This is a genomic window from Sorangium sp. So ce119 (assembly GCF_051524405.1).
In the GTDB taxonomy this organism is placed as follows: Bacteria; Myxococcota_A; Polyangia; order Polyangiales; family Polyangiaceae; genus Sorangium; species Sorangium cellulosum_G.
The window spans coordinates 947,428-973,419 of sequence record NZ_CP150310.1 but is presented as its reverse complement, the minus strand read 5'-3'; the positions used below and the strand labels follow the sequence as shown (position 1 = coordinate 973,419).

General features: G+C 72.5%; 19 protein-coding genes and 1 tRNA gene. 9 read left to right on the top strand and 11 right to left on the bottom strand.

What is annotated here, in order from left to right; genetic code table 11:
* Window positions 1-12 precede the first annotated feature (12 nt).
* From WME76_RS03885 to WME76_RS03870, 4 genes are read right to left on the bottom strand one after another with little or no spacing between them, the layout of a single operon-like run.
* Window positions 13-1,104 carry a PEGA domain-containing protein gene (locus WME76_RS03885; RefSeq protein ID WP_437958868.1) on the bottom strand — a complete coding sequence of 364 codons (1,092 nt, stop codon included), beginning with the start codon at window positions 1,102-1,104 and terminating at the stop codon, window positions 13-15.
* A gap of 41 nt (window positions 1,105-1,145) precedes the next feature.
* Window positions 1,146-2,237 (bottom strand): hypothetical protein, encoded by a 1,092-nt coding sequence (locus WME76_RS03880; RefSeq protein ID WP_437958867.1) that lies wholly within the window; start codon window positions 2,235-2,237, stop codon window positions 1,146-1,148.
* A gap of 23 nt (window positions 2,238-2,260) precedes the next feature.
* Window positions 2,261-4,654, bottom strand: coding sequence for a protein kinase domain-containing protein (locus WME76_RS03875; RefSeq protein ID WP_437962069.1), 2,394 nt, complete (start codon window positions 4,652-4,654; stop codon window positions 2,261-2,263).
* A complete protein-coding gene (locus WME76_RS03870; RefSeq protein WP_437958866.1) occupies window positions 4,654-5,853 on the bottom strand; it encodes a serine/threonine-protein kinase in 1,200 nt (399 codons plus the stop codon). Before WME76_RS03870 ends, WME76_RS03875 begins: the two co-directional genes overlap by 1 nt.
* Before the next feature lie 295 nt (window positions 5,854-6,148).
* Between WME76_RS03870 and WME76_RS03865 the strand changes: the two genes are divergently transcribed.
* Together WME76_RS03865 and WME76_RS03860 are read left to right on the top strand one after the other, a co-directional pair.
* Window positions 6,149-6,451 carry a hypothetical protein gene (locus tag WME76_RS03865; RefSeq protein WP_437958865.1) on the top strand — a complete coding sequence of 101 codons (303 nt, stop codon included), beginning with the start codon at window positions 6,149-6,151 and terminating at the stop codon, window positions 6,449-6,451.
* Window positions 6,452-6,513: 62 nt separating this feature from the next.
* Entirely contained in the window at window positions 6,514-7,137 is a 624-nt protein-coding gene (locus tag WME76_RS03860) for a sigma-70 family RNA polymerase sigma factor (protein ID WP_437958864.1), read from the top strand.
* Window positions 7,138-7,144: 7 nt separating this feature from the next.
* Here the strand turns inward: WME76_RS03860 and WME76_RS03855 are convergent, their stop codons facing one another.
* The gene (locus tag WME76_RS03855; protein WP_437958863.1) at window positions 7,145-9,088 is read right to left on the bottom strand and encodes an ATP-dependent nuclease; all 1,944 of its coding nucleotides are present in this window, start codon (window positions 9,086-9,088) and stop codon (window positions 7,145-7,147) included.
* A 477-nt stretch (window positions 9,089-9,565) separates the two neighbouring features.
* Between WME76_RS03855 and WME76_RS03850 the strand changes: the two genes are divergently transcribed.
* From WME76_RS03850 to WME76_RS03835, 4 genes are all read left to right on the top strand, one after another.
* Complete coding sequence (locus tag WME76_RS03850; protein WP_437958862.1) at window positions 9,566-10,390, top strand: hypothetical protein; 825 nt, start codon at window positions 9,566-9,568, stop codon at window positions 10,388-10,390.
* Between the two features lie 590 nt (window positions 10,391-10,980).
* The gene (locus WME76_RS03845; protein WP_437958861.1) at window positions 10,981-11,808 is read left to right on the top strand and encodes an electron transfer flavoprotein subunit beta/FixA family protein; all 828 of its coding nucleotides are present in this window, start codon (window positions 10,981-10,983) and stop codon (window positions 11,806-11,808) included.
* A gap of 92 nt (window positions 11,809-11,900) precedes the next feature.
* Complete coding sequence (locus tag WME76_RS03840; RefSeq protein WP_437958860.1) at window positions 11,901-12,872, top strand: electron transfer flavoprotein subunit alpha/FixB family protein; 972 nt, start codon at window positions 11,901-11,903, stop codon at window positions 12,870-12,872.
* A 195-nt stretch (window positions 12,873-13,067) separates the two neighbouring features.
* Entirely contained in the window at window positions 13,068-15,815 is a 2,748-nt protein-coding gene (locus WME76_RS03835; RefSeq protein WP_437958859.1) for an ATP-binding protein, read from the top strand.
* A 372-nt stretch (window positions 15,816-16,187) separates the two neighbouring features.
* Here the strand turns inward: WME76_RS03835 and WME76_RS03830 are convergent.
* Window positions 16,188-16,261 (bottom strand) — tRNA-Pro (locus WME76_RS03830).
* A 446-nt stretch (window positions 16,262-16,707) separates the two neighbouring features.
* On the opposite strand from WME76_RS03830, the gene WME76_RS03825 reads away from it, so the two are divergent.
* Window positions 16,708-17,316, top strand: coding sequence for a response regulator (locus tag WME76_RS03825; protein WP_020732843.1), 609 nt, complete (start codon window positions 16,708-16,710; stop codon window positions 17,314-17,316).
* Between the two features lie 103 nt (window positions 17,317-17,419).
* Here WME76_RS03825 and WME76_RS03820 read toward each other — a convergent pair whose 3' ends face one another.
* The gene (locus WME76_RS03820; RefSeq protein WP_437958858.1) at window positions 17,420-18,094 is read right to left on the bottom strand and encodes a TlpA family protein disulfide reductase; all 675 of its coding nucleotides are present in this window, start codon (window positions 18,092-18,094) and stop codon (window positions 17,420-17,422) included.
* A 77-nt stretch (window positions 18,095-18,171) separates the two neighbouring features.
* Here WME76_RS03820 and WME76_RS03815 point away from each other — a divergent pair, with 77 nt between their 5' ends.
* The gene (locus WME76_RS03815; protein ID WP_437958857.1) at window positions 18,172-19,422 is read left to right on the top strand and encodes a chorismate-binding protein; all 1,251 of its coding nucleotides are present in this window, start codon (window positions 18,172-18,174) and stop codon (window positions 19,420-19,422) included.
* An 82-nt stretch (window positions 19,423-19,504) separates the two neighbouring features.
* On the opposite strand, the gene WME76_RS03810 is transcribed toward WME76_RS03815, so the two are convergent.
* From WME76_RS03810 to cysS, 4 genes are all read right to left on the bottom strand, one after another.
* The gene (locus WME76_RS03810) at window positions 19,505-20,971 is read right to left on the bottom strand and encodes a protein kinase domain-containing protein (protein ID WP_437958856.1); all 1,467 of its coding nucleotides are present in this window, start codon (window positions 20,969-20,971) and stop codon (window positions 19,505-19,507) included.
* A gap of 155 nt (window positions 20,972-21,126) precedes the next feature.
* Window positions 21,127-22,095 (bottom strand): AgmX/PglI C-terminal domain-containing protein, encoded by a 969-nt coding sequence (locus tag WME76_RS03805; protein ID WP_437958855.1) that lies wholly within the window; start codon window positions 22,093-22,095, stop codon window positions 21,127-21,129.
* Window positions 22,096-22,415: 320 nt separating this feature from the next.
* On the bottom strand, window positions 22,416-23,390 hold the full coding sequence (locus tag WME76_RS03800; RefSeq protein WP_437958854.1) for a DnaJ C-terminal domain-containing protein: 975 nt from the start codon (window positions 23,388-23,390) through the stop codon (window positions 22,416-22,418).
* Window positions 23,391-23,540: 150 nt separating this feature from the next.
* Window positions 23,541-25,097 (bottom strand): cysteine--tRNA ligase, encoded by a 1,557-nt coding sequence (cysS, locus tag WME76_RS03795; RefSeq protein ID WP_437958853.1) that lies wholly within the window; start codon window positions 25,095-25,097, stop codon window positions 23,541-23,543.
* A gap of 62 nt (window positions 25,098-25,159) precedes the next feature.
* Here cysS and WME76_RS03790 point away from each other — a divergent pair, with 62 nt between their 5' ends.
* The gene (locus WME76_RS03790) at window positions 25,160-25,942 is read left to right on the top strand and encodes a rhomboid family intramembrane serine protease (protein ID WP_437958852.1); all 783 of its coding nucleotides are present in this window, start codon (window positions 25,160-25,162) and stop codon (window positions 25,940-25,942) included.
* Window positions 25,943-25,992 lie beyond the last annotated feature (50 nt).

Genomic DNA, 25,992 nt, shown 5'->3' with positions numbered 1-25,992 from the left:
CCATCACCCCGCTCACCACGCTCCCACAACGACGACACCGCCCCCGCCGACGTTCGTCTGGGGCAACACGCGCACCCCGTGCGCCGCCGGAGCGGCACGTCGAGGCCAGAGCGCATAGGTGACCGCAGCGACCGCCAGCGCCCCCGACGCCGCGTAGCCGACAACCGACACGGTGCCGAATCGCGCTGCGCTCACCGCCTCGCTCTCCACGTCGCGGCACGTGCCGATCAATTCGATCGGCGGCTCGATGCACCGTCCGTTCGCCTGCCGGATCTGCTCTCGATATCCCTCCGCGTCGCTCCGCGCATTTCTCGACAGCACCGTCGACGTGATGCCCACCGCCAACCCCACCGCGCTCGCCGCCCCCAGCGCGATCACAGGCACCCAGCTCCTCTTCTCCGGCAGCGGCTGCGGCTCAACCGGCCCCTCAGGCGGCTGCCCCACCACCGGCCCACCGGCACCCGCCCCCGCCGCGCTCCCGCCCCCCTCCGCCGTCGTTCCTGCCGCCGTCGGCCCCTCGCTCTTCGCCAGCGCCAGCGCCAGCTTCACCTCCACCGCCCCGCCCTTCGCCACCGTCACCGTCTGGCTCGCCGGTGCATACCCCGCCTGCCGCGCCTCCAGCTCGTGCTCGCCTGGCTCCACGAACACCTCTCCTCCCAGCGGCGCCCGGCCCACCGACTTGCCGTCCACCAGCACCTCCGCTCCCGCGACTCCCACCGTCACCGCAACGCCACCCACCTGCGCTCGCGACTCCGCAAACCGCTGCTCTGCTGTCGGCTTCAGCTTCGCCACCGTCTTCACGAGCGGCCAGTTCCTCAGCGCGAACGAAAGGTACGTCGCTGCTTCCCGGTGCTTCTTCAGCTGGTACTTCGTGTTCCCCAGGTTGTACGCCACGTCGAACGTCGGGTTCAGCTCCCACGCCGACTCGAGCTCCTTCTCCGCCTCCACGTACTTCTTGTCCGAGTAGAGGCGCAGCCCGTGTCGATAGAACGCATCAGCGCGCGTCACCGCATCGCCGGCGCTGGCGGGCGCTTCCTGCGGCGCGGCGGGCTGCGCGCTGGCGACATCCGCGGCGGCCATCACGGTCGCGGCAGTGAACAACACAGCAAGGCTTCGGCAGTTCATCATCATGGCTCCACGCGGTTTCACTCCATCACGTCATCGGCGAGCTGATTCTGGTGGGTGGGCGCAGGCGCCACCGGCGTCTGCGGTCGATGCGGCGCAGGGCGTGCCGGCCGCGCGGGCGCCTGCGGCGCCGGGGCATGCGGCGCCGTGGCCTCGGGCGCGGGCGGCTCTCTCTCGGCCGCGGTGTCGTCGAGGCTCGGCTCGACCGCCTCCGGCGGCGCCGGCGCCACCGGCGGCAACCGCTCCGAGGCCTCCGGCGGCGCCTGCGTGCTCCCTGTCGGCGTCCCGCTCGACGGCGGCGCCGGCTCCGGCGCTTTCGGCGGCGTCTCTCGCCGCAGGATCGTCGACAGCACGAACGGGCTGCTCACCGCGACGAGCGCGAGCAGCACGATCAGCCACGTCGGCATCCACGGCCGGCGCTGTCCAGTCGCCGGCGTGGCTGCCGGCGCCTTCGGCACGGCGACCGGCGGCGGCGTCACCGGCAGCAGCGACGACGGCAGCAGCGCCTTGTCGATCGGCGGCAGCGCACGGTCCGCCCACTGGCTCGGCGCCATCGCCCCCGGCTGCGCCGGCGCGCCCTGCTGCTCGACCGGCGCGCGCTGCGGCGCCGCCGCGCCCGCGTACACCGGCACACGCTGCGTCGTCGTCGCGCCCGGATGCACCGGCGCGGCTGGATGCCGCGGCGCGCCCTGCTGCTGCACCGGCGCCCCCGGCGGCGCCGCCTCGCCCGCGTACACCGGCACTCGCTGCGTCGCCATCGCGCCGTGTTGCTGCGCCGCCGCCCCCGGCGGCGCCACCGCGCCGTGCTGCGCCGCCGTCCCCGGATACGGCGGCGGCGCCGCTTGCGCCGGATACGGCGGCGGCACCGCCTGCGCCGGATACGGCGGCGGTCCCGTTCGCTCCTTGGCCAGCGCCGGCACCACCGGGAACTGGAACAGCGGCTGCCCCGTCGGCTTTTGCTGCTGCATCTCCGACAGCGCACGGTCCAGCTCCGGGTTGTTCTGCGCCTGCCGCAGCTTCCGCTCCGCCACCTCCGGGTCCGCCTCGCGCCGGATGCTCTCAAGGTCCGGCAGGTACTGCCGGATGTCGTCGCTGTCCTTGTTGCTGCCCATCGGAAGACCTCTCTCCTCAGCGACTAGAACGGCCTGCATCCCGCCGCAGGGCACGGCTTGGCTGGCTTCGCGGCCCCTTGTTGCGCTGGCGCTGCCGTCTTCGCCGGCCCCGCCTTCTTCCGCTCCTCGAGCACCCTCACAAACGACGGCTTCTGCCGCTTCGGCGTCGCGTAGATATCCTCGTCGTCCTCCGCCGCCGCCGGCGCTGCCTTCGCCGGCGCTGCCTTCGCCGCTGCCGGCGCCTTCGTCGCCTGCTCCCTCGCCGCCGCCGGTTGCTCCTTCGGAGCAGGCGCCGCGGCCTCCTCTGCCGCCGCCCCCTTCTCCGCTGCTCCGGCTTCCGCCGCCGCCTCGGCCGTGCTCGCCGCCGCGGCGCTCGCCGTCGTCGCCGGCGCGGGCGCCGCCGGGATCGCCTCGGGCGGCGGTGCCGGCGCGACCGCTGCCGGCACCGCGCTCGCCGCCGCGCCCTCGGCCGGCGCCGCCGTTGCCACCGGCTCTCCGCTCACCGCCGCCGGCGCCGTCTCGCGCGCCAAGCGGAGCCCCAGCACCGCGCCCACGCCCCCCAACGTCAGCGCCAGCGCCACCAGCGGCGCCAGCACGTACGCTCTCGGCGCGCGCCGCGGCTGCGTCAGCAGCGCCGCCGGCGCCGCCGTCCTCGGCGTCTCGTTCCGCGACGACGCCACCGGTCCGGCGCTCGGCGCCGTCACCGAGCTCGGCGCCGCTGGCCGCGCCGCCACCGGCGGCGCCGCTCCCGCTCGCTGCGTCTCCATCAACGCCAGCGGCGGCGTCGCGTACGGCACCGAAACCTCCGGCCGCGCCGGCGGCGGCGGCGCTGCTGGCGGCAGCGCCATCACCGGCCGCGGCGGCGGCGCTGCTGGCGGTGGCGGCGCTTCGGCAAACGGCGGCGTCACGTAGGGCGGCTCGACCTCTGGCCGCGACGGCGCCGCCGCGCGGTGCACCTCTCTCCACGACGGCTGCGGCGGCGCGACGTGCTGCGACTCCATCGGCCGCACCGGCAGCGGCCCCGCATACCCCTGCGCCCTCACCTCTGCCGGCGGCGGCGGCCCCGCATACCCCTGCGCCCTCACCTCTGCCGGCGGCGGCGGCCCCGCATACCCCTGCGGCATCGCCGGCGGCCCCGTCCGCTGCGCCATCTTCTCCGCCCACTTCCCTGACAGCTTCGCGGTCGACTCCAGCGGCTTCAGCGCCGGCAGCGGCTCCGTGTACCCCACCCCCCGCCCCCGCGGCACACGCGACGCCGGCGCGAACGGCAGCGCGCTCGCCGGCGCCACGAACTGCTCCAGCGGCGCCGTCTCCCCGTGCACCACCCGCCGCGCCCTCTCCTCCCCCTCCGCGCCCGCTCGCTCCATCCCGCCCTCCGGCCGCGCCTCCTCCGTCTCCTCCTCCCCCGCCACCGGCGCGCTGTCCTCCAGCTCCACCCCCGCGAACGCCGCCTGACGCTCCGCCTTCATCCGCTCCTGCGCCAGCCGCCGCGCCAGCACGTGCCCCGCCGGCACCGTGTCCCTCAGCAGCGCGCGCAGGTCGCTCGCCACATCATCGAACCTCGAATACCGCTCTTCCCGGTCGATCGCGATGCACCGCGACACGACAGGCCACACGAACTCAGGACAATCCGGCACGATCTCGTGCACAGGCTCCGGCGCCGCCACGAGGTGCCCCGTCAGCGTCTCCTCTGCCGTCGCTGCCTCGCCGTCGTCCAGGAACAGGTGCTTCCCCGTCAGCACCTCGTAAAAAATCGCTCCGAACGCGTAGATGTCCGTCCGACCGTCCGGCCTCGCCCGCTCCCCGCGCTCGGCCTTCTTCGACGTCGCGTACAGCATCTTCACCTGCTCCGGCGAGATGTACCTCACCGTCCCCACGTCCGGCAGATCATCGGTGTTCATCCCCCCGTCCGCGAACTTCGCTATCCCGAAGTCCAGCAGCCACACGTGACCCTTCGCGTCCTCCTTCGCACCCACCATGATGTTCTCGGGCTTCAGGTCACGGTGCCATATCCCCTTCGAGTGCACGAACGTCATCGCGTCCGCCACCTGCAGCATCACGTGCATCGCGCTCAAAAAATCCAGCCGGTAGGCCTTGTTCAGTAGCTTCCTCAGCGTCCTCCCCTCGAGGTAGTCCATCACGATGTACGCCACGTGCTCCGGCGACACACCCGCCTTCCTCATCCTCACGATGTTCGGGTGCTTCAGCTTCGGATAGAACTTGCACTCCTGACGGAACCGCCTCGCGAAGTCTTCTCTCTTCAGGTGTCGTGGCAGCATGCACTTGATCGCCACCACATCCTCAGAGTACTCCTCCACCGCCTTGTACACTTCGCCCATCCCGCCCGCGTCGATCACCTCCGTGATCCGGTAGTCCAGGAACACGTCCCCGGCCTTCAGCGCCTCCCGCCCCATCATCACCACGCCCCCAGCCCGCGCAGCACGAGCGCCGCGATCGCCGAGAACACCACCGTGCTCGCAAGCGTCAGCCCCGCGAACAGCCGCGCGTCCACCGGCACCGCCCCCGCCTCCGCCCTCTCGCCCCCGCCGGCTCCCGCCCCGCTGCTCCCCTCCGGCGTCGCCTCGAACCACGCCCTGCTCTGCGGCCCCCGCCCCGCCTCCGTCTCCGGCACCCGCGCCGTTCCCCACGCCCCCGCCCCGCCCGGCCCTTCCGCAAACGCCAGCTCCGCCCCGATCCGCCCGAGCTCCTCCCCGAACGCCTCCGCGCTCTGGAACCGCTCCTCCGGCCGTTTCGCCAGCGCCTTCAACACAGCGCGATCCAGCGCTGCCGGGATCCGCTGCGCCGCGCACCGCGACGGCAGGGCCGGCGTCTCCATGACGTGCGCCCGCAGCACCCCCAGCGCGTCCTCGACATGGGCGAACGGACCGTGCCCCACGACCAGCGTATACATCAGCAGCCCGACGGCATACACGTCCGCCCGCCCGTCGACCGGCTGGCACCGCGCCTGCTCCGGCGACGCCGTCCGAGGGGTCCCGACGAGCAAGCCGGCCTCGGTCGGATACGCTGGCCCGTCCAAGGGAAGGGGCGTCGGCACCCCCGCGGCGGCGCCGCCATCGAGCACCTTCGCGACCCCGAAGTCGAGCAGCTTCACGACGCGGCCGCCGCCCGGCGCCGCCCCCGGCGCGCACAGGAACACGTTGTCGAGCTTCACGTCGCGGTGAACGAGCCCGACCCGGTGCGCCGCCGACAGCCCGGCCAGCACCTGCCGCACCACGTCGATCGCCTCGGCCACCGGCAACGCGCCGCGCCGCCCGAGCTCCTCGCCGAGCGTCCTCCCTTCGAGCCGCTCCATCACGAAGTAGGGGCGGCCCGCCGGCGTCTGCCCGAGATCGAGGACCGCCACCACGTGCGGCGACGACACCGCCGCCAGCGCCTGCGCCTCGACCCGCAGCCGATCGGCGAACCGCGGGTCGTGCGCGAACGCGCGGCGGACCAGCTTCACCACGACCCGCTTCCGGAGGGCAAGGTGCTCCGCCTCGATCACCTCCCCCATGCCCCCGCGCCCGAGCGCCCGGAGCGCCCGGTACGGCGTTCCTTCCAGCGCGTCCCCGGCGACGGCGGAGGGCCCTGAGCTGTCTGACGTGCGGCGTGCCACCGGCGCGGTCTCCTGAAGTGGAAATCACGAGCGCGGGGCCGGTTCGGACAGGGAAAATGCACCGACGCTGTCGATTGTTGAAAAGCGGCGTCGATTCACGTAGTTGCCTGGCCACGAGGGCCCGGATCTCCGCCCCGGCCCGCGCCCGCCGCGGCCGCGGCCGCGGCCGCCCGGGCGGCGCAGAAAACGGCGGGGGCGTCGCTTTCCCTGTCCGAACCGGTCCGCCGATGGTGATTTGAGAAGAGGAAGGACGAAGGGCGCCGCACCGCACGCGGGGCCCGCCACGCGAGGCCCCATGACGCACGAAGCTCCCGAGCACGACCTGGACAGGACGGGCGACGTCGATCCCCTCGTCGATGCCTGTGTCGCCGACGCGCTGAGCCCCTACCTCGGGGCGCTCTCGCCCGAGGAGATCGAGGACTACCGCAGGCTCCTCGCGGTCTTCATCACGACGCACCCGGCAGCGGCGCCGCTCCACGATCGCTTGCGAGCGAGGCCTCCTGTCCTGTCCGAGAGCGGCACGGTGGCCCGTGACGGAGCGGGCGAGGGCCAGCCGGCGGCGGAGCCCGGCGACGGCACCTTCGGTGGGCGGCGGTGACAGGCAGCCAGCGTCCGCCTCCATCTCCTCCGGATCATGAGCGCGTGCTCGAGGCGCTGCCCATGGCCCGCCACGTCGCGCGGACGACCGCGCGGGTCTACGGCGTGCGCACGCGACAGGGCCTGGAGGACTGCGAGCAGGCGGCCTATCAGGCGCTCCTCGAGGCGAGCCCTGGATACGACCCGGCGCGCGGCGTCCCCTTCGGCGTCTATGCCTGGAAGAGGGTCGCGGGCGCCGTCATCCGGCTGGTCACCCGCGAGGCGTCGTTCCGGCGCGCCGGCCTCGACGCCGCGCTCGATGCGGCCGAGTCGATGCGCGACGCGAGCGACCCGTTCGGCGACGACGATACCGACGCACTGAACCAGCTCAAGGACCAGTGTCGCGCGCTCGTCTTCGCGCGCTTCGTCGCGGATACGGGCGAGCGGCTCAGGGCGCACCCGGAGGACGCCCTGACGCGCACCCGTGCCCTCGAGGCGCTCAGGACGGCGCTGCGCGGCCTCGACGAGCGGGAGGCGCGCCTCATCGAGCTCCGGTACTGGCAGGACCTCTCCTGGGCCAAGGTCGCCGCGGCGCTCGGCGTGCACGAGAAGTACGCCCTGCGCATGGACGAGCAGCTACGGAGGCGGCTCCGGTGCGATCTGCGGGCCAGCGAGGTCGATGAGCCGCCGCCGAGCGAGGAGGCCTGATCGGCGCTCAGGCCGAGCGCCCCCCGCCGGGGGCGATCATGTGCTCGAGCAAATCGCGGATTTCCGGTGGAATCAACACCTCGGGATCGCCCAGCTTATCCACCGAGGCGGCATCGATCAGGCTGGTGATGCTCCCCCGGACCTGGTTCTTGAGCGAGTTTGTCGTCAGCCGCTCGCGCACCTCCCGGAGCACGACGCGCGCGCGATCCCGGCCCTTCTGCCAGATCTCTGGCTCCGCCCGAGCCTGCGCCTTTGCGGCGTCGATGGCGTCGGCGAGCTTCATCTGATCGATCCGGATCTTGGCGAGCTGCAGGTTCTTCTCCGCGTCGTCGAGCAGCTTTTGATCCTGGTTCGCCACCTTGATGGCCTCGCTCACGTGCCGCTCGAGCTCGTCCCTGGCGACCGCCCCCTGCGCCAGCACAGCCGCGATCCATGCCGCCAGGCGCGCAGGCTCGATGAACATCGACTCGATGCTGTAGCGCGGCCAGACCAGCTCGTAGGCCTCGAAGTGGCCGCGGGTGAGCGCGTCGATCTGCCGGAACCCAGATTCTCGCTCCGTATCCCGATCCAGCACGCAGATCGCGCGCACTGGCTCCTTGGCGTCGAGAGCAGGGAACAGCGAGGGCGTGAGCACGGCCTTCAGCACCCCTTGGGCCTTCACATTGCCCACGCCCCCCAGCGATACGAGCGTCCAGCGCTTGAAGGCGGCGAGGTCCGCAGGCCGGTTCCGGAAGTAGATGGCCGCGCAGCCGGTGAGGATCTCGGCGTCGCTTGGACCCTCGTGGAACAGGATCCGGCGTGAGGCGAGGAAGTTCAGGCTGGTGAACGGCGTGAGATCGCACCACGCGGAGAGCTCCCGCACGAGCGCCGCCTCCGAGGCCAGCTCGACGGCGCGGGACGATGCCCTGTCCACCGCGAGCAGCAGCGCATCCCGCCGCTGGCCGAGCCGGTTGATCATCTCGATCGAGTGTGTGGCGATGACGAGCTGCGCCCCGAACTCGGCCGCGAGCGCGGCGAGCGCCTCGCCGATGTCTCCCTGCAGCTTCGGGTGAAGGTGAGCTTCCGGCTCGTCGAGGAGATACACGACCGGCCGGCTCCCGAGCTCGCCCTGACGCCTGTCGGAGCGGAAGTGGTACATGATCGCATAGAGCGCGATCATGTTGACCAGCCCCGCCCCTGCGGACCCGAGCTCCAGCTCGCCGTTCGTATCCTGGAAGTACACCGCGAGGTGCCGGGCGTCGTCCGCATCCTGTGCCGTCGTCCTGCGGACCAGCGTCGCGCCGATGCTGTAGCGAAGGAAGTCGCTCAGCCGGTTGAACGCATCGCTGCTCAGCCGGGCGATGAAATTGCGCACGATCCGGCTCTGGTCTCCGCCGCCGAGCAGGCGGCTGACGACCGCGCTCGTCCGGTATTCCTCCCCGTTGGTGACGCCGTAGAACGCCGGCACGAAGACCGCCTTGGGCGCGCCGCGCCGCAGCACCTCGGCGAGGCGCACGCTTCGGAATTTGGATTTCTTCGGTAGCTCCGCCGCCTCCTCGGCGGCTCGATCGCTCCGCACGCGCACGCGCAGCCTGAGCTGGTCATTGCGCGCGTACGATAGCGTCACTCCGAGCGCCTGGATCAGGTCGCTCTCCTCAAAACCGAGCTCGATCGTCATGGAGATCCCCTCCCCGACCTCCTTGTCGGTGAACAGCTCGGTCCAGTCGTCCACCGGGTGCAGCCGCGCGTGATCCCACACCAGGCCCTCGAAGACGGTGATCCACAGATCGCTGTCCAGGTGCGGCCCGCCCTCCTCGAGGCCGATGGCGAGCCCCTCCAGCGCCATCCGGATGGCGTGGAGCACCGAGGTCTTGCCCGAGCTGTTGCGCCCCACGATCGCCGTGATCTGTCGGGCGTCTACCGTGAGGCTGCGGAAGCCGCGGAAGCGGTCGAGGGTCACCTTGGTCAGCATCGGACGTTGCGAGGCTACCCAAAGCGCTCCCCGCGCGCACGCCGGATGTGAGGCGCACACGGCGCCGCCCATCCCTGCCGCGAGCGGCCGGGCGCCCCCGGCGAAGCGCGGTCCTTCCCAGCCCCCCGGCTCGCCCGTTCCCGCGCCAGCGCGAGCCCTCCGTTCATCCACGCGCGCCTGCCTGCCGCAGCGTCTCGTAGACGCCCCCGCCACGACCCCTGCTCGGTGACTCGTGCGCCGTACGCACGTCCAGGCGTGTCATGGAAGCCAGCGCTGCCTCGGCGTCGCTGCACAGCGCCGCGCCGCCCCTGCTTCGACGACCGTGGCCGGCGCGAGCGCAATGGCGCCGCAGGATCGCTGGCGTAGAAACTGTGCTCTCCCCACGAGGAGGCCTTTACGACGACTCGCCTCCTCTGAGAGCCTGCCCGGTGGTGCATTCCCCGGCGACCGTCGCCGGAGGACAACCAAGGAGGCACCATGGCGCTCAAAGACCTCTCTCCTCGTCAGATGGTTCAGATCACGGCCGCGTGGCTCGACCCGGAGCGCGAAAGACCGCGCCTCCTGTCGCTGAAGCGGTGCGCCCCGCTCCTCGACGACATCGAGGCCGCGCACGACGGTATCTTGAAGTCGCACCGCAGGCAGAAGAAGTCGAACGACGAGCTCTCCGAGATCCAGCAAAAGCAGGTAGCGACAGACCAGCTCCACGACCGCAAGGCGCGCGGCGCCCACGCCGTGCTGACCGGCTTCGCCGACCTCGCCGACGATCCCGACGACGCGGCGATCTACCTCGAGATCCGCGATCAGCTCTTCGCGGATGGACTCAAGTTCATCTCGGCGAGCTACAGCGATGAGGCGGGCGAGGTGAAGCTCGCGCGCGATCGGCTGACGCCGGAGTCGAAGGCGGCGCTCAGGGCGCTGCCGACGCCGGGAGGCAACCTGCTCAAGGCGGTGCAGGCGTGGTTCGCCGCGGGCGACGAGCTCGGCAGGCTCGACGCGCAGCGCGTCCACCTGGAGGCACAGGACAGGCCGGACATGGCCGACTCGCGCGGCGGACAGCTCCGGGCGCGCAACCGCTGGATCAAGGTGGTTCGCAGCGTCCTCCAGATGCTGGAGCTCGAGGCGGCCGACGCGGAGACGACGCGCCGCTTGCTCGCGCCGCTGCAGCGGGAGGCGGCCAAGGCCGAGCGCCGGCGCTCGAGCGGCAAGGAAGAGGCCGAGGCGGAAGGCAGCGCGCCGCCGGCCGCCGGCGGCGCGGGCGGCCCCGCCATCGAGGAGGAAGCGCCGGAGGTCGGCGTGGATTGACGTGGCAGCCTCCGCCGCCAGGCCCGCGTGACGGACTCGATCCGTCACGCCCCCCCGCCGGCAGCCCTCGTGACGGACTCGATCCGTTACGCGCCCCCCGCCGGCAGCCCTCGTGACGGACTCGATCCGTTACGCCCCCCCTCGGCCACCCCCCTCTCAACGGTTCGCATCCGTCACGGACCCCCTCGGCCACCCCCCTCTCAACGGTTCGCATCCGTCACGGACCCCCTCGGCCACCCCCCTCTCAACGGTTCGCATCCGTCACGGACCCCCTCGGCCACCCCCCTCTCAACGGTTCGCATCCGTCACGCCCCCCCGCCGCCACCCCCTCTCACACCGGATCACCCCCATCCCTCCCCTCCCGCGAGCCCCCTCACAACGCCTCGCATCTATCCCAGCAGACCCGCCGCGCCCGCTTGACGCATCACGTCGGGGCTGCCATGACCGCTTCCCTCCGCCTCGGGCGTGCTATTCCAGTCGGGCTCGCCGGGCCCCCGCTTGGGTCCGCCGGCCCGTCTGTCGCGTAGCGCGCACCCGCCTGGGCGGACTACGCTCTGCGTTACCACACAGCAACAGGAGCCAGCCGAGCCGTGAAGATCCTCGTTCCGCTCAAGCGCGTCGCCGATCCGGACAACGCGAACAAGGTGAAGATCCCCGCGTCAGGGGACAAAATCGAGACGACCGGGCTCGAGTGGAAGCCGAACCCGTTCGACGAGTACGCCCTGGAAGCAGCGCTGCGGCTGACCGAGGACGGCAAGGCGCCGAAGACGCGGGCGGGCGAGGTCGTCGTCGTCACCTTCGGGCCGAAGGAGACCGAGCAGACCCTCCGCGCCGCGCTCGCGACCGGCGCCGACCGCGCCATCCGCGTCGACGTCACCGACGACAAGCTCGACGGCGACCTCGTGGCGCGCGCGCTCAAGACGCTCGTCGAGCGCGAGAAGCCGGACGTCGTGGTCATGGGCAAGCAGGCCGTCGACGGCGACTCGAACCAGGTCGGCCAGATCCTCGCCGAGCTGCTCGAGTGGCCGCTCGCCACGTTCGCCGCGACCATCAAGGAAGAGAAGGGCGCGCTGCTCGTCGGCCGCGAGGTCGACGGCGGCGTCGCCACGCTCCGCGTCCGCCTGCCGGCCGTCGTCACGGTCGACCTCCGCATCGTCGCGCCGACCAGCGTCTACTCGGTGAAGACCGCGCCCGCGTTCAAGTACAACGACGGCGTGCGCTTCGCGGCGCTCCCCGCGATCATGGCCGCCAAGAAGAAGCCGCTCGTCGAGGTGAAGCTCGCCGATCTCGCCGCGGACCAGGGGCTCAAGGTCCAGTACCACGCGTTCCAGCCGCCCCCGGCGCGCAAGGCGGGCATCAAGGTGAAGGACGTCGGTGAGCTCGTCACCCGCCTCAAGAACGAGGCGAAGGTCCTCTGACGGGACCGCGAGGGCAGTGGTGGAGACATCGAGGGGGCCGCGGACGCGGACCCCGACACATGTCGACGGGTTGAGGAGGTCCAGGAGGGATCATGGCTGACGTTCTCGTGGTGGCCGAGGCCGCCGAAGGAAAGCTGAAGAAGACGACCCACTCCGCCGTGACGTTCGCCAGGCAGGCGGCGGCGGCGCTCGGCGGGACGTACTCGATCCTCGTGATCGGCGACGCGCTCGGCGAGGCGGCCGCCGAGGCGGCGGCGCTCGGCGCGGCCAAGGTGCTCGTCGCCGAGTCGAGCGCGCTGAAGGACTACGTCGCGGAGCGCTACGTTCCGACCGTCGTCGCGGCCGCGAAGGGCTATACGGTCGTCGTGGGCACCGCGAGCGCCTACGGCAAGGACCTGCTCCCGCGCGTCGCTGCGCGGCTCTCGGCAGGGTTCGCGAGCGACATCTCGGAGCTGATCGCCGAGGGCTCGACCCTCAAGTACAAGCGCCCGATGTACGCCGGCAACGCGTACGGGATCTGCACCGTCTCGACCCCCGTCCAGGTCGTGAGCGTCCGGCAGAGCGCGTTCGCCGCCGCGGAGCCCGCCGGCGGGAAGGCGGCGATCGAGCAGGTCGCCGTCGTGCCGCCGAGCGCCGCCGCGGAGCGCGTGGAGTTCATCTCGTTCGACCAGGTGAAGAGCGAGCGCCCGGAGCTCGCCGAGGCGAAGGTCGTCGTCTCCGGCGGCCGCGCCCTGAAGGAGCGCTTCAACGAGATCCTCGACCCGCTCGCCGACCTCCTCGGCGCCGCCGTCGGCGCGAGCCGCGCCGCGTGCGACGCCGGCTACGCCGCCAGCGACCTGCAGGTCGGCCAGACCGGCAAGGTCGTCGCGCCGTCGCTCTACGTCGCCGTCGGCATCTCGGGGGCGATCCAGCACCTCGCCGGCATGAAGGGGTCGAAGGTCATCGTCGCCATCAACAAGGACGCCGACGCGCCGATCTTCCAGGTCGCCGACTACGGCCTGGTCGCGGACCTCTTCACGACCGTGCCCGAGCTCGTGAAGCAGATCCAGGCGGCCCGGAGCTGATCGCCCCGCGATCTTCCCCCGGGGCGCGCCCACGGCGCCCCCGGGGGGCGCGGGTCCCCGGGCGACCCGGGGTACCCCGGCCCACTGGAAGAGTCCGTCCAACAAGAAGTCCACGTCGTTCGACGTAATTTCCGTGTCAGTTCGCTCGCATAGCATCTTGTTCGCGTCCGGCGGCCGTGGGATCCCTTGAGAGCCATGCCCGAACGTTCGGACATCCCGATCGTCACGGCGCTCGCTCAGGCCCGGGCATTGCTGTACGAGGCGGCCAGCACCGCCGAGCAGCGACGGCTCATCGGCCCGGCGGTCGTCGAGATCGATCGCGTCATCGCGAGCCTCGATCCGACCGCGAGCGCCTCCTTCGAGCTCACGCCGCTCGCGGCGTCGGTGCCTCCCATCGACACCGAGGTCGAGGCGCTGCGCCGCGAGGTCGAGCGGCTGCGCGCGATCACGCGGCACGAGCGCGGGCTGCTCGACGCGCTCCTCAGCGAGAGCCCGCACGGCATCATCGTCTCCGACGCCCAGGGCAAGCTGATCCTCCAGAACCGCGCGTCCGAGCGGATCTGGGCCGGCAGCTCCACCGCCGAGAACGTCGAGGGCTGGGGGCGCTACCGCGCGTTCCACGCCGACGGGCGGCCGTTCGCCGCCGAGGACTGGTCGATGGCGCGGTGCCTCACGCGCAGGGAGACCGTGCCCGCGGAGGAGCTCCACTTCCAGCGGTTCGACGGCACCCACGGGATGATGCTCGGGAGCTGCGCGCCGCTCCTCTCGCCGGAGGGCGAGCTGCTCGGCGCGGTCTCCATCTTCGCCGACATCACCCAGTTCAAGCAGCTCGAGGCGGACCTGCGGGTCAGCAGGACAAAGTTCTCCACGACGCTGAAGAGCATCGGCGACGCGGTGATCTCGACCGACGGCTCGGGGCGGATCGACTTCATGAACGCCGTGGCCGAGAAGCTGACCGGCTGGGCGCTCGAGGAGGCGCGGGACCGCCGGCTGTCGGAGGTGTTCCGGGTCATCTCCGAGCAGACGCGCGACGACCTCGACAACCCGGTCACCGAGGTGCTGCGCCACGGCGGCATCATCGGGCTCGACGACACCACGCTGCTGCTGCGCCGCGACGGCTCGGAGCTCGCGATCGACTCGAGCGGGGCGCCGATCCGGAGCGACGAGGGCGATCTCGTCGGGCTCGTGCTGGTCTTCCGCGACGTCACCGAGAAGCGGCTCGCCGACAAGCGGCGGTACTTCATCGGCGAGGCGAGCCGGCAGCTCGCGCTGTCGGGCCTCGAGTACGACACCACCCTGGCCAACGTCGCGCGCCTCGCGGTGCCGCACATCGCCGACGCGACCGTGGTGGACATCGTCGAGCCCGACGGATCGCTGACGCGGCTCGCGGCCGTGCACGCGAGCAACGCGAAGCAGACGCTGGGGAAGGACCTGTCGGTCCGCTACCCGACCGAGCCGGAGGTGCCGCGCGCGGTGCACGCGGTGCTCCGGCGCGGCGAGTCGCTCCTCGTCTCGGAGGTCGAGAGCATGGCGTGGCAGCGCGCCGCGTCGCCGGAGCCCGACAGCGAGAGCTGGTCCGGCGCGCACGACCCGGCCTACCTCGCGCTGCTGCGCGAGCTCGGCGTCCGCTCGGCCATGATCGTGCCGCTGCGCGCCCGCGGCCGGACGCGCGGCGCGATCACGCTGCTCACGACCGAGTCGGGCCGGCGCTACGGCGTCGACGATCTCGCGCTCGCCGAGGAGCTCTGCAACTTCGCCGCGCTCGCGCTCGACAACGCCCAGCTCTACCGCGAGTCGCAGCAGGTGAACCGCGCGAAGGACGAGTTCCTCGCCACGCTCTCCCACGAGCTCAGGACGCCGCTCACCGCGATCCTCGGCTGGGCGCGCATGCTCCGGCAGGGCTCGCTGAAGCCGGACACGCACGTCCGCGCGCTCGAGGCGATCGAGCGCAACGGCACGCTCCAGGCGCAGCTCGTCGAGGATCTGCTCGACGCGTCGCGCATCATCACCGGCAAGCTGCGGCTCGACGTGATGCTGATCGACCTGCCGCCGATCATCAACGCCGCGATCGACGCGGTCCGCCACGGCGCGGACGCGAAGGGGATCGAGCTCGGGGTGCAGCTCGACGCGGGCGCGGGGCCGATCTCGGGCGACCAGACGCGGCTGCAGCAGGTGGTGTGGAACCTCCTGTCGAACGCGATCAAGTTCACGCCGCGCGGCGGCAAGGTGGCGATCCAGCTCAGCCGGGTCGAGGGCGTGGCCCGCATCCAGGTGACGGACAACGGCCAGGGCATCGTCCCGGAGTTCCTGCCGTACGTGTTCGATCGCTTCCGGCAGGCCGACAGCACGAGCACGCGGCCGCACAGCGGGCTCGGGCTGGGCCTCGCGATCGCGCGCCACCTCGTCGAGCTCCACGGGGGCACGGTGAAGGCGGAGAGCGCGGGGGAGGGCAAGGGAGCGACCTTCTCGGTGGACATCCCGCTGGCGCCGCGCGGCGCGATCGCGGCGCTGCGGAAGGTCGACGGGCTCAGCAACCTGGCGGCCGACTCGGAGCCGACGCTGCAGGGCGTGCGCGTGCTGATGGTCGACGACGAGCCGGACGCGCGGGAGCTCGTGACGACGGTGCTGGAGCGCAAGGGGGCGACCATCACCGCGGTCGCCACCGTCGAGGAGGCGCTGTCGGCGATCGCGCGCGAGAAGCCCGACGTGATCCTGAGCGATCTCGGGATGCCCGGAGAGGACGGCTACAGCCTGATCCGGCGGCTGCGCGCGCAGAGCCCGGAGCACGGGGGGCGGATCCCGGCGGCGGCGCTGACGGCGTACGCGAGCGCGCAGGACCGGACGCGCGCGCTCCTGGCGGGGTTCCAGTCGCACGTGCCCAAGCCGATCGAGGCGTCGGAGCTCGCGGCGGTGATCGCCAACCTGGCGGGGCGCACGGGGTAATCCCGCGCCGTCCAGGCTGGTCCCAGGTGGCGCGGGAGGCGGTGCCGAGCTGCACAGCCCCCGCGCTCGCGTGAGGTCCTGCCGAGCTGCACGGCCCGCTCGGCGCGAGCGCCCCAGCGCGAACGCGTACCGGGCAGCCCACGGCTGCCCCGACGCCAGCCAGCAGGCGCCTACGCCCTGGCAGCCGGTACGTCTCCGAGCAGGTCATGGCGCATGCGCCAGAGGCCTGCAGCGGCAGCGAGGCGGCCGTTCCCGGCGGCGCCCGTCCATGGCGTGGACTGGCCGAAGTGTCGTTCAGGTGACCAGGAGGTCACCGGGGACGGCAGCGGCCGTCCGGCGACGGCTCCACCTGCCTGCGTGTCGAAGAAGTAGTCGGGGCGAGAGGATTTGAACCTCCGACTCCTCGGTCCCGAACCGAGTGCGCTACCAGGCTGCGCTACGCCCCGTACGCTGCTGCGAAAGCAACGCCCGCTGAACAGCGGGCGCGCAACATCGCCAAGAGCGAGCCTCTTGTCAATACGAATTTGCGAACGGTGCGCCGGAACACCCCGCGTTCGCCCCGCACCTACACGCCCCCCAGGTCACCGCACGTCGATAAACCGCGGGAATTCGACGACATCTGCCTCCGGCTGACCCCGGCGCCCCGGACGTTTCACGAAGCCAAGAATCGGTGGAGCGCAAGAAAAAACTCCCGCGACGACCTTGCCCGAGCCGTGTTAAAGTGTCACTGGAATCCCGATGTTGCCGAGACATTACAGAGAGCGAGGCTGCTGTGGCGCCGGTGAGGACCTCGCCCCCTGCTCGCGCAACGTTGAGCAAGGGACCGCCTGTGCGGCCCCTTCCAGAACGGATCAGGACGAACCGGCTCGGCCGGTCGTGAGAGGAGGAACAGGTGGCAATTGAGCTTCCCGCTGTACGCATCCTGATCGTCGACGACGACCGGGCGATCTGTGACTACATGCAGACGCTGCTCGAGCGCGACGGCTATCAGGTCAAGACGCTGGGCGACCCAACGACGGTCGAGGAGGAGGTGCGCGCGGGCGGCTACCACCTCATCATCCTCGACCTGATGATGCCGAAGCTCGACGGCATCGAGGTCCTCAAGCGCATCCGCAAGGTCGACAACGACATCGCGGTCGTCATCTTCACCGGCTTCCCCAACCTCGAGAGCGCCGTCGCGTCTATGAAGCTCGACGCGGTCGATTACATCAAGAAGCCGTTCAACGTCGACGAGTTCCGCGAGGTGCTCGCCCGCGTGATGCGCAAGAAGGGCCTCGCGCGGACGCCGGAGGAGCAGCTCCACCGCGTCATCGGCGACACGATCCGGAACCTCCGCAAGGACAAGGACCTCACCCTCAAGCAGATGGCGCGCCGCACCGGGCTCAGCGTGTCGCTGCTCTCGCAGATCGAGCGCGCCGAGTCCTCAGCGTCCATCTCGTCGCTCTACAAGATCGCGGTCGCGCTCGAGTCGCGCATCCAGGATCTCTTCGGCCACTACTGACCCGATCGGCGCGTCGGCCGAGCGGCGCGTCGCCCGATCGGCGCGTCGGCCGATCGGCGCGTCGCCCGATCGGCGCGTCGATCGAGCGCGCGGGCCGCCGGGCTCAGCGGCGCGCGCCGCGCTCGATCGCCGCGTCGAGCCGCTCGATCTCGAGGCCCGCGAACGCGTCCACCTGCGCGCCGCTCGTGTCGTAGACGATCACGTAAGGCAGCTTCGAGACCTGCTTCAGGTAACGCCGGGCGAGCGGCGTGTCCCAGTCGCCGACGTCGAGCCGGCGGTACGCGACGTCCCGCCGGGCCTCGAGCACCGCGGCCATGTGCGCGTCCATCTTGCGGCACGGCAGGCACCAGCTCGCGGCGAAATCGAGCACCGTGACCTTGCCGGGGACGACCTGCGCGCGGAGATCGGGGACGTCCGCGCCGCCCTCCGCGATCGTCCGGGCGTCCGCGCCCTCGGGGAACGTGGCCCAGCCGAGGTACTGCCCCTTGCCGCCGCCGAGCACCGCCTCGAACCCCTCGTCGGCGGCGAGCTGCTTGACCGTCCCGGTGACGTCGAACGACGGCGACGCGGTCACGGCGAGCTCGGCGCGGCGCCTGTCGAACGACGCCGCGTAGACGCCGGGGCGCTCGCGGAGATCGGTGACGAGCTCGGCGCCGCACTCCTCGCAGTCGATCTTCCGCAGCGAGATGACCGTGGTGCGCGCGCCCTCCGGGACAGGCTCGGCGCCGCCGCAGGCGGCCAGGCACAGGAGAGACGAGAGAGCCAGCGCGCTTCGCATCGTGATCTCCCGCGTACCTTGGCCTCCTTCGCCGGGGGGCGCAACGTCGTGTAGGCTGGGCCGCGATGAGCCCCCTCGTGATCCGTACTCTCCCGGCCGATCACATCACGCCGGTCCGCGCGTACGCGGCGCTCCGCGCCCAGTCGCCGGGCCGCTCGTCGTTCATGTTCGAGTCCGCCGTCTCCGGCGAGCGCTGGGGTCGCCACGCGATCCTCGGCTACCGGGCGCGCTCCGAGAGCATCCTCCCGAGCGGGTTCGACCCGTTCGCGACGCTGAACGAGGGGCTCGGGCAGCCAGCGCCGGCGGACACATCGAGAGAGCTGGCGGCCCGCGTCTGCCAGTCGTGGGTCGGCTTCCTCTCCTACGATACGGTGCACCAGCTCCTGGGAATCGAGCCATGGCCCGAGGAGATGTACCTCGGGCGCGTCATGAAGGACGCGACGGTGGTCGTGTTCGACAGCGTGGCGCAGACGATGACCATCGCCGGCCGGTCGCAGGGCGCCGTGAACCGCTGCGCCTGGGAGCTGTCGCACGGGCCGGAGCAGCAGAGCCTGCCCGCGCTCGATCCGGAGGCGATGCCCGAGCACCTCGAGACGCCGGTGAGCGACGAGGACTACGCCGCGAAGGTGGCCGCGGCGCGCCAGCGCATCGCCGCCGGCGAGGCGGAGGAGGTCGTGCTCGCGCGCAGGTTCAGGGCCCCGCTGCGGGGCGCGGATCCCTTCGACGTGTACCGCGCGCTGCGGCTGCTCGCGCCGTCGACGCACCACTACTTCCTCGACTTCGCGGAGTCGCCGTTCGCGCCGGGGCTCGCGATCGCGGGCGCGTCGGGCGAGACGCTCGTCCGCGTCGAGCAGGATCCGTCGGCAGCGCCGCGCGCCGGCGACGCGTCGCCGGTCGAGGCGCTGCGCGCCGCCTTCTCGATCGGCAGCGCCGTCGGCGCGCCCGCGGCGCGCGCGAGCGAGATCAGCCGCGCGCTCGAGGTCGGGCCGCGGCGCGTCTACGGCGGCGCGATCGGGTACTTCGGGCCGGAGGACGCGGAGATCGCGCACGCGCTCGGCGCCGTGTGGATCGAGGCGGGGCACTTCGAGCTGATGACCGGCGCGCGCGTCGGGAACGGAAGCGAGCCCCACGCCGAAGCCGCACGGACGCACCGCGATGCGCGCGGCCCGCTGTCGGCGATCCGCGCGGCGCAGGAGGCGCGCAAGGCGCACGACCTCGCCGAGGAGAAGAGGGCGGCCGCCGAGAAGGCCGCCGCCGAGAAGGCCGCCGCCGAGAAGGCCGCCGCCGAGAAGGCCGCCGCCGAGGACGACGCGTCCCGCGGAGCGTAGAGCGGCCGGCCGCCGGGCAGGACGACGGACACGCGAGCGCGCGCCGCGCCCGCTCGATCGCGCGCGAGGCGCTCGCGCTCTCTCAGTCGCGCACGAGGCCCTGGCGCACGCGGCCGCTCGCGGCGGCGGGCTCCGCGGGAGCGCCCACGCGCACAGGACGAGGCTGCACCGCGGAGGCCGGCGAGGAGCCCGGCGGCGCGGCCACCGTCGCGCGCGCGCTGCGCTGGGGAGGCGCGAGGGGCGCTCGCCGGAAGGGCGCCGAGGACGCAGCGCCGGGCGCGGGCTGCGGCGCCTCGACGCGGCCGGCGACGACGGCGGCCGAGAGCACGGCGGCGCGGGCGCCGGTCGCGGCCGTCGCCGCGAGCGTCGGGCGCTCGATCCGCGACGTCGTCACGAGCATCGCCAGGCCGAGCACCGCGAGCAGGGCGGCCAGGAGGGTCCACCGCCCGCGCGCGGGCGGCGCGTCGCTCCCGCGCGGAAAGGCGGAGCTCGCCGCGCTGAGCAGCGTGTCGGGCGGCATCCTGCGGTCCGCGCCCGGCGGATCGAAAACGGGCTCGGGCGGCGGAGGAGGGCCGGCAGCCGCGGCCTTTGCGCGCGCGAACGCCGCGACGAGCGCGCGCGCCGGAGCAGCGCGCGCCACGCGCGCAGCGGCGGGCGGGCGCAGCAGACCGGACGACGGCGGCGGCGCGAGATCCGCGATGCAGACGAACGACTCGACGAGCTCCTCCACCGACCGGAAGCGCCGGGCACGATCGCGCGCGAACGCCTTCTCGAAGAAGCCGTCGAGCGCGGGCGGCAGGCTCGGCACGAGCTGCGTCGCCGCGGGGGCCGGGGCGAGCAGGATCTTCGAGGCGACGACGCTGGCGATGTCGCCAGGGAACGGGAGGTGGCCGGTCACCGCGTGGAAGAGGACCGCGGCCAGCGACCAGAGATCGGTCTGCGCATCGAGGGACCGTTCCGACCGGATCTGCTCGGGGCTGAGGTAGTGGAGCGAGCTCGCGCTCGTATCGGCCGTGACCTCGCAGACGAGCCGCGGCGTGACCGTCCTCGGCAGCGCGAAGTCGAGCACCTTCACGATCTCCTCGCCGCCTTCCTGCGCGAGGAAGAAGCTCTCCGGACGGAGGCACTGGTGGAGGAGGCCCGCGGCGTGTGCGCGCCGCAGCGCCTCTCCGCCGTGCGCGGCGATGCGCGCGGCTTCCTGGAGCGACAGCCGGCTGCGCCGCTGCAGGCGCGCCGCGAGATCCTCGCCGGAGAGCAGGTCCATCGCCAGGTAGACCGCGCCGTCCTCGACGCCGTGATCGCGCACGCGCGCGACGTGCCGCGACGAGAGCCCGGCGGCAGCGCCGAGCCAGCGCTCGATGCGGAGGAGCTCCCCCGTGGCGCCCACCTGGTCGGGGTAGAAGAGCTTGAGCGCGACGCGCGCGCCGAGCTGCCGATCACGCGCGACCCAGACCGAACCTCGGTCGCGCGTGACCCGCGCGCCAGGACGCACGAGCTGCCGCTCCAGCAGATAATTCCCCCCAATGATGGTGCCCGGTGAGAGATCCATGTACCTGAGCCTCCTCCCCCATAGAAAAGTTGCACAACCACCCGGGCGCGCAATTTCTCGCTGCACAGTTCGCTTGCGCGGCCGCCTTGGCCATGCTTGCGCTGTGAGCGTTCGCACGCGGGGAGCGCGCCGGACGAGCGGGGCCTGTGAGGCAGCTAGCGTCCAGGGCTCTGCGGGTCGGGCGAAAGCCGGAGCGGCACGACGACCCGCAGGTCGCCGCCCTCCGGCGCCGGGAACGTGAGCGCGCGCGCGCGCCGGAGCACGCAGCGCGTGAGCCGTTCGTCCGGGAAGCGCGACTCGACCTCGAAGGCCTCGTCGACGGCGCCGCTGTCCGTCACGTGGAAGCGGATCGCGAGGCGGCCCCAGAGCGCCGGCGCGCCCGCGAGCGCCGCCTCGTAGCAGCTCCGCCACGCGGGCAACGCCTCGGCTGCAGCGGCCGCGATCGCCTCGGGCTGGAGCTCGCCGGTGCCAGGAGCGAGGACGGACGGCGGGGGCTCGACCGGGTCGTCGCCCGGATAGACCTGCAGCGTGGCCACCACCGTGGAGCCCGCCTTGGCCCTGGGCAGCGAGAGCGATCGCGCCCGCTCGGCGAGGCACGAGACGACGTCCGGCGCGGAGAGCGTGGAGGCCGTCGCGCGCGCGCCCGTCACCTTGCCGCTGCGGCTCACCGTGAGCCGCACGGTCGTCTTGCCGTGCAGCGACGGGTCCCGGTACGCGCGCAGCCGGTAGCACGAGTACACGTGGATCCAGAGCTGCCGCCGCGCGGCGCGCTCCACCTCGCGCGCCTTGAGCGGCCCCTTCACCTTGTCGATGTCCACGATGATCCGCGGCAGCGGGTGCCCCTCGGCCGGAGGCGGCGGCGCCGGAGGATCTCCCCTGCCCCCGGCGTTCCAGCGATCGCGCTCGGCAGCCTCGGCCTGGCCGCGAGGCACGGGGTGGCGGCCGAGCTTGTAGGGCGGCTCGATGGCGATCGAGGGCCCCTGCGAGTCGGCGCGCGCGTCGCCCTCGGCGGCCGCCGCGGACGGGTCCTCGAGGGAGGCGCCCGGCGCCGCAGGCGAGACCGCCGGAGGCGCGGCCGGGGCGGGCGGCTCAGTGGAGGAGGCGGCAGGCGCCAGGGCGTCCACCCGCCCGAGCGGACCGGCGGCCGGGGCGGAGAGGCCAGCGGCGCGCGGGGCTGGGCGCGGCGGCGCCGGCGAGGCGCACGCGGCGAGCGCCAAGACCGCCGCGAGGGATCCGGAGAGAGAGCTCAACGCAAAGACGCAAAGACGCAAAGGCGCAAAAATGCACGACATTTGTTCTCTCTTGCGCCTTTGCGCCTTTGCGTTGAAGTCTCCACCCGCGAGGCAGATCCCTGGCAGAATTTCTGACCCGCGATACCAGCACCGCGCTCACCCGGGACAATGCGCGCCGTGTGCGAGGCCCGCGCCGCGCCGGGAGGCCGCGCTCAGAACCTGAGGTCGCCGCGCGGCGCCTCGACCTTGCCGTCGAGCGCGTCGATCGCCTTCGCGACCTCGGGGTCGTCGACGGTGGGGACGTGCACCACGAACTTCACGTAGAGATCCCCGGGCTCCTTCGCCTTGCGGGCGATGCCCTTGCCGCGCAGCCGGATCACCTGGCCGGTCTGGGTGCGCGGCGGGATCTTGAGCGTGACCTCGCCGTCGGGCGTGGGGATGCGGATCTTCTCCCCCCGGTACGCCTCGCCGAGGGTGACGGGCACGTCGAGGTGGAGGTCGTCGCCCTCGCGCTTGAAGAACGGGTGCGGCGTGACGTGGATGTTGAGCAGCAGATCGCCGGGCTCGCCGCCGCCCACGCCCGGTCCGCCCTGACCGCGGATGCGCAGGCGGCTCCCCTCGGCGGCGCCGGGCGGGACGCGCACCGTCACCGGCTCCGGGTCGTCGGCGCGCTGGAGCTGGAGCGTCGTGCCCCGCACCGCGGAGACGAAATCGATGGTGAGGTCCTGCTCGACGTCGCCGCCGCGGCTGCGCATCGGGTGGGCGCGGCGGCCCGCGCCGGCGCCGCCGGCGCGGGCGCGGCCGAAGAGGTCGCCGAGGATGTCGCTGAAATCGCCGCCGCCGCCGCCGGGGTTGTTGCCGAAGATCTCCTGCACGTCGAAGCCGCCGGGGCCGCCGCGGCCGCCGCCCGCCGCCCGGGCGTTGGCGTAGCGGCGGTAGGCGCGGGCGCGCTCGGGATCGAAGTTCTGCGAGAGGCTCTCCTCGCCGAACTCGTCGTAGAGCGCGCGCTTCGTCTTGTCGCTCAGCACCTCGTGCGCCTGGTTGATCTCCTTGAACTTCTGCTCGTTGGCCTTCCCCGGGCTCTTGTCCGGGTGGTACTTCATCGCGAGCTTGCGGAACGCCTTCTTGATGGTGTCCTCGTCCGCATCGCGCGAGACGCCGAGCACGGAGTAGAGATCACGAGCCATGGTCGTCCGTCATCGTTCCTGGCTGCAGGAGCTGCAGGGGACGCGGGCCGCAGCCGGCCCGCATCGGGCGGAAACCTAGATCCCCCTGCCGTTTTCGTCCACTGGTGCAGAGTCCAGCGGCGGCCGGGGAGCGCGTCGCGGCAGGGAGCCTCAAACGCCCACCCGGAATGTCGTACCGGTAGGAGAGTCGGCAACCTCGATGCCGTCGCTCTCGAGCTCCCGCCGGAGGGCGTCGCTCCGCGCGAAGTCCTTCGCGGCGCGCGCCTCGGCGCGCTCGGCGAGCTTCGCCTCGATCGCCTGCCGGGTCTTGCCGAGGAGCCCGAGGCGCCGCTCCTGCGTGCGGGCCTGGTAGACCGACGGCGGCGTCTGCAGCAGGCCGAGGGCGTCGAGCGACGACCGCAGCGCCGCGTGGAGGCGGCGCGCGAGCGGCGGCGCGGCGCGGGCGACGTCCTGGTCCTTCCGCCGCCGCTGCGCGACGTCGGCGAGCTCGTTGGCCGCCTTGGCGACCTCGGCGATGACCGAGAGCGCGACGGGGGTGTTGAGGTCGTCGTCCAGCGCCGCAGCGGCGCGGCCCGGGGCGCTGTCCGCGATCGCGAGGAGCGCCGCGAACCCCTTGGGGAGCCTCTCCGGGACTCCCGGCGAGGCGCCCTCGCCGGACGGGCCGATGAGCGCGGAGAGTCGATCGAGCGTCGCGTAGAGGTAGTCGACGCGGCGCTCGGCCTCGACCACGCCGGGGAAGACGACGCGGCCGTCGTCGCGCCGCTCGGTGTCGAACTCGATCGGGCCCCGGTAGTGGACCGTGAGCAGGAAGTAGCGGAGCGCCTCCGGGTCGTTGCGGGCGTAGACGTCGCGGAGCTTGACGAAGTTGCCGAGCGACTTCGCCATCTTCTCCTTGTCGACGTTGACGAAGCCGTTGTGGATCCAGATCGAGGCGAGCGGCGCCTCGTCCGGATGGGCGGCCTCGCTCTGGGCGATCTCGTTCTCGTGGTGGGGAAAGACGAGATCCATGCCGCCGCAGTGGACGTCGAAGCCGGCCCCGAGGTAGCGGCTCGACATGGCGGAGCACTCGATGTGCCACCCGGGTCGCCCCTTGCCCCACGGGCTGTCCCAGCCCCACCCGCCGGAGGCGACGCCCTTCCAGAGCGCGAAGTCGAGCGGATCGCGCTTGTCCTCGCACGGCCCGACGCGGGCGCCGACCCGGAGATCATCGAGGTTGCGCTTCGAGAGCTTGCCGTACGAGGGGAAGCTGCGGACGGCGTAGTAGACGTCGCGCACGTCCCCGGGCCGCTCGACCACGTAGGCCGCGCCCCGCTCGATCAGCCGCTCGATGAGCGCGACGACCTCCGGGATGTGCTCCGAGACCTTCGGCTCGACGTCGGGCTCGAGGCAGCCGAGGGCGGCGACGTCGTCGCGGTAGAGGCAAGCCATGCGGGCCGACAGATCCATCGGGGGCTCGCCGGACTCGGCCGCTCGCTGGAGGATCTTGTCGTCGACGTCCGTGATATTGCGGACGTAGACGACGCGGAGGCCGCGGGCCCTCAGGTGGCGGACGAGGACGTCCGGGGTGAGCGCGGCGCGGCCGTGACCGACGTGCGCGACGTCGTAGGTCGTCGGGCCGCAGCAGTACATGCGGACCTCGCCGGGCCGCCGCGGGACGAGCGGGGCGAGCTTCTGGGTCAGCGAGTCGTGGAGGCGCAGCTCGGACATCGCCCCGGGTCTATCAAGGCAGACGGATGCTGTCACGGGCCCGCGTGCTTAAGTAAAACGCGATGCTGCCCGTCCGAGACCAACTGCCGACCCGCAAGGTGCCGGTCGTCAACTACCTGCTGATCGCGCTGAACCTCCTCGGCTTCTTCTGGATGCGGTCGATGATCGCGGCCGGGCTCTCGCCCGAGCGGGTGCTCTCCGTGTGGGGCCTCGTGCCGCTGCACCTGCTCCGGGAGCCGACCGACACGTGGTGGACGGTCTTCAGCAGCATGTTCATGCACGATCCGACGGGGTGGGCGCACCTCGGGGGGAACATGCTGTTCCTCTGGATCTTCGGCGACAACGTCGAGGACGCGCTCGGCAGCCTCCGCTACGCGGCGTTCTATGTGCTGTCGGGCATCGCCGCCGCGGGCGCGCAGATCTGGATCGATCCCGGCTCGCTGATCCCGATGGTGGGGGCCTCGGGCGCCATCTCGGGCGTGCTGGCGGCGTACGCGTCGCTGTACCCGCGCTCGCCGATCACGGTGCTGAACCCGATCTTCCTCCTGTGGTTCATCTTCGGCCTGTTCCTGGAGCTCCCGGCGTGGCTGGTCATCCTCGAGTACTTCGTGGTGAACCTGCTGAACGGGCTCGGCTCGATCGGCGTGCGCGGCGGCGGGGTGGCGTTCTTCGCGCACCTCGGGGGGTTCGTCGCCGGGCTCTTCCTCGTGCGCCTCTTCATGGTGGGGCGCGCCCCGCGCCAGCACGAGCGCTGGCAGCACTGGCGCGCGACACCCCGCCGCGCCGCGCCGCGCCGCGACGCGCCGTGGGACGCGCCGCGACGGCGAGATCCCTGGGGCTGGTAAGGGGCGCGCCGACACGGCGCGCGGCGCGCGCCGGACGGCCGGGGATGGGC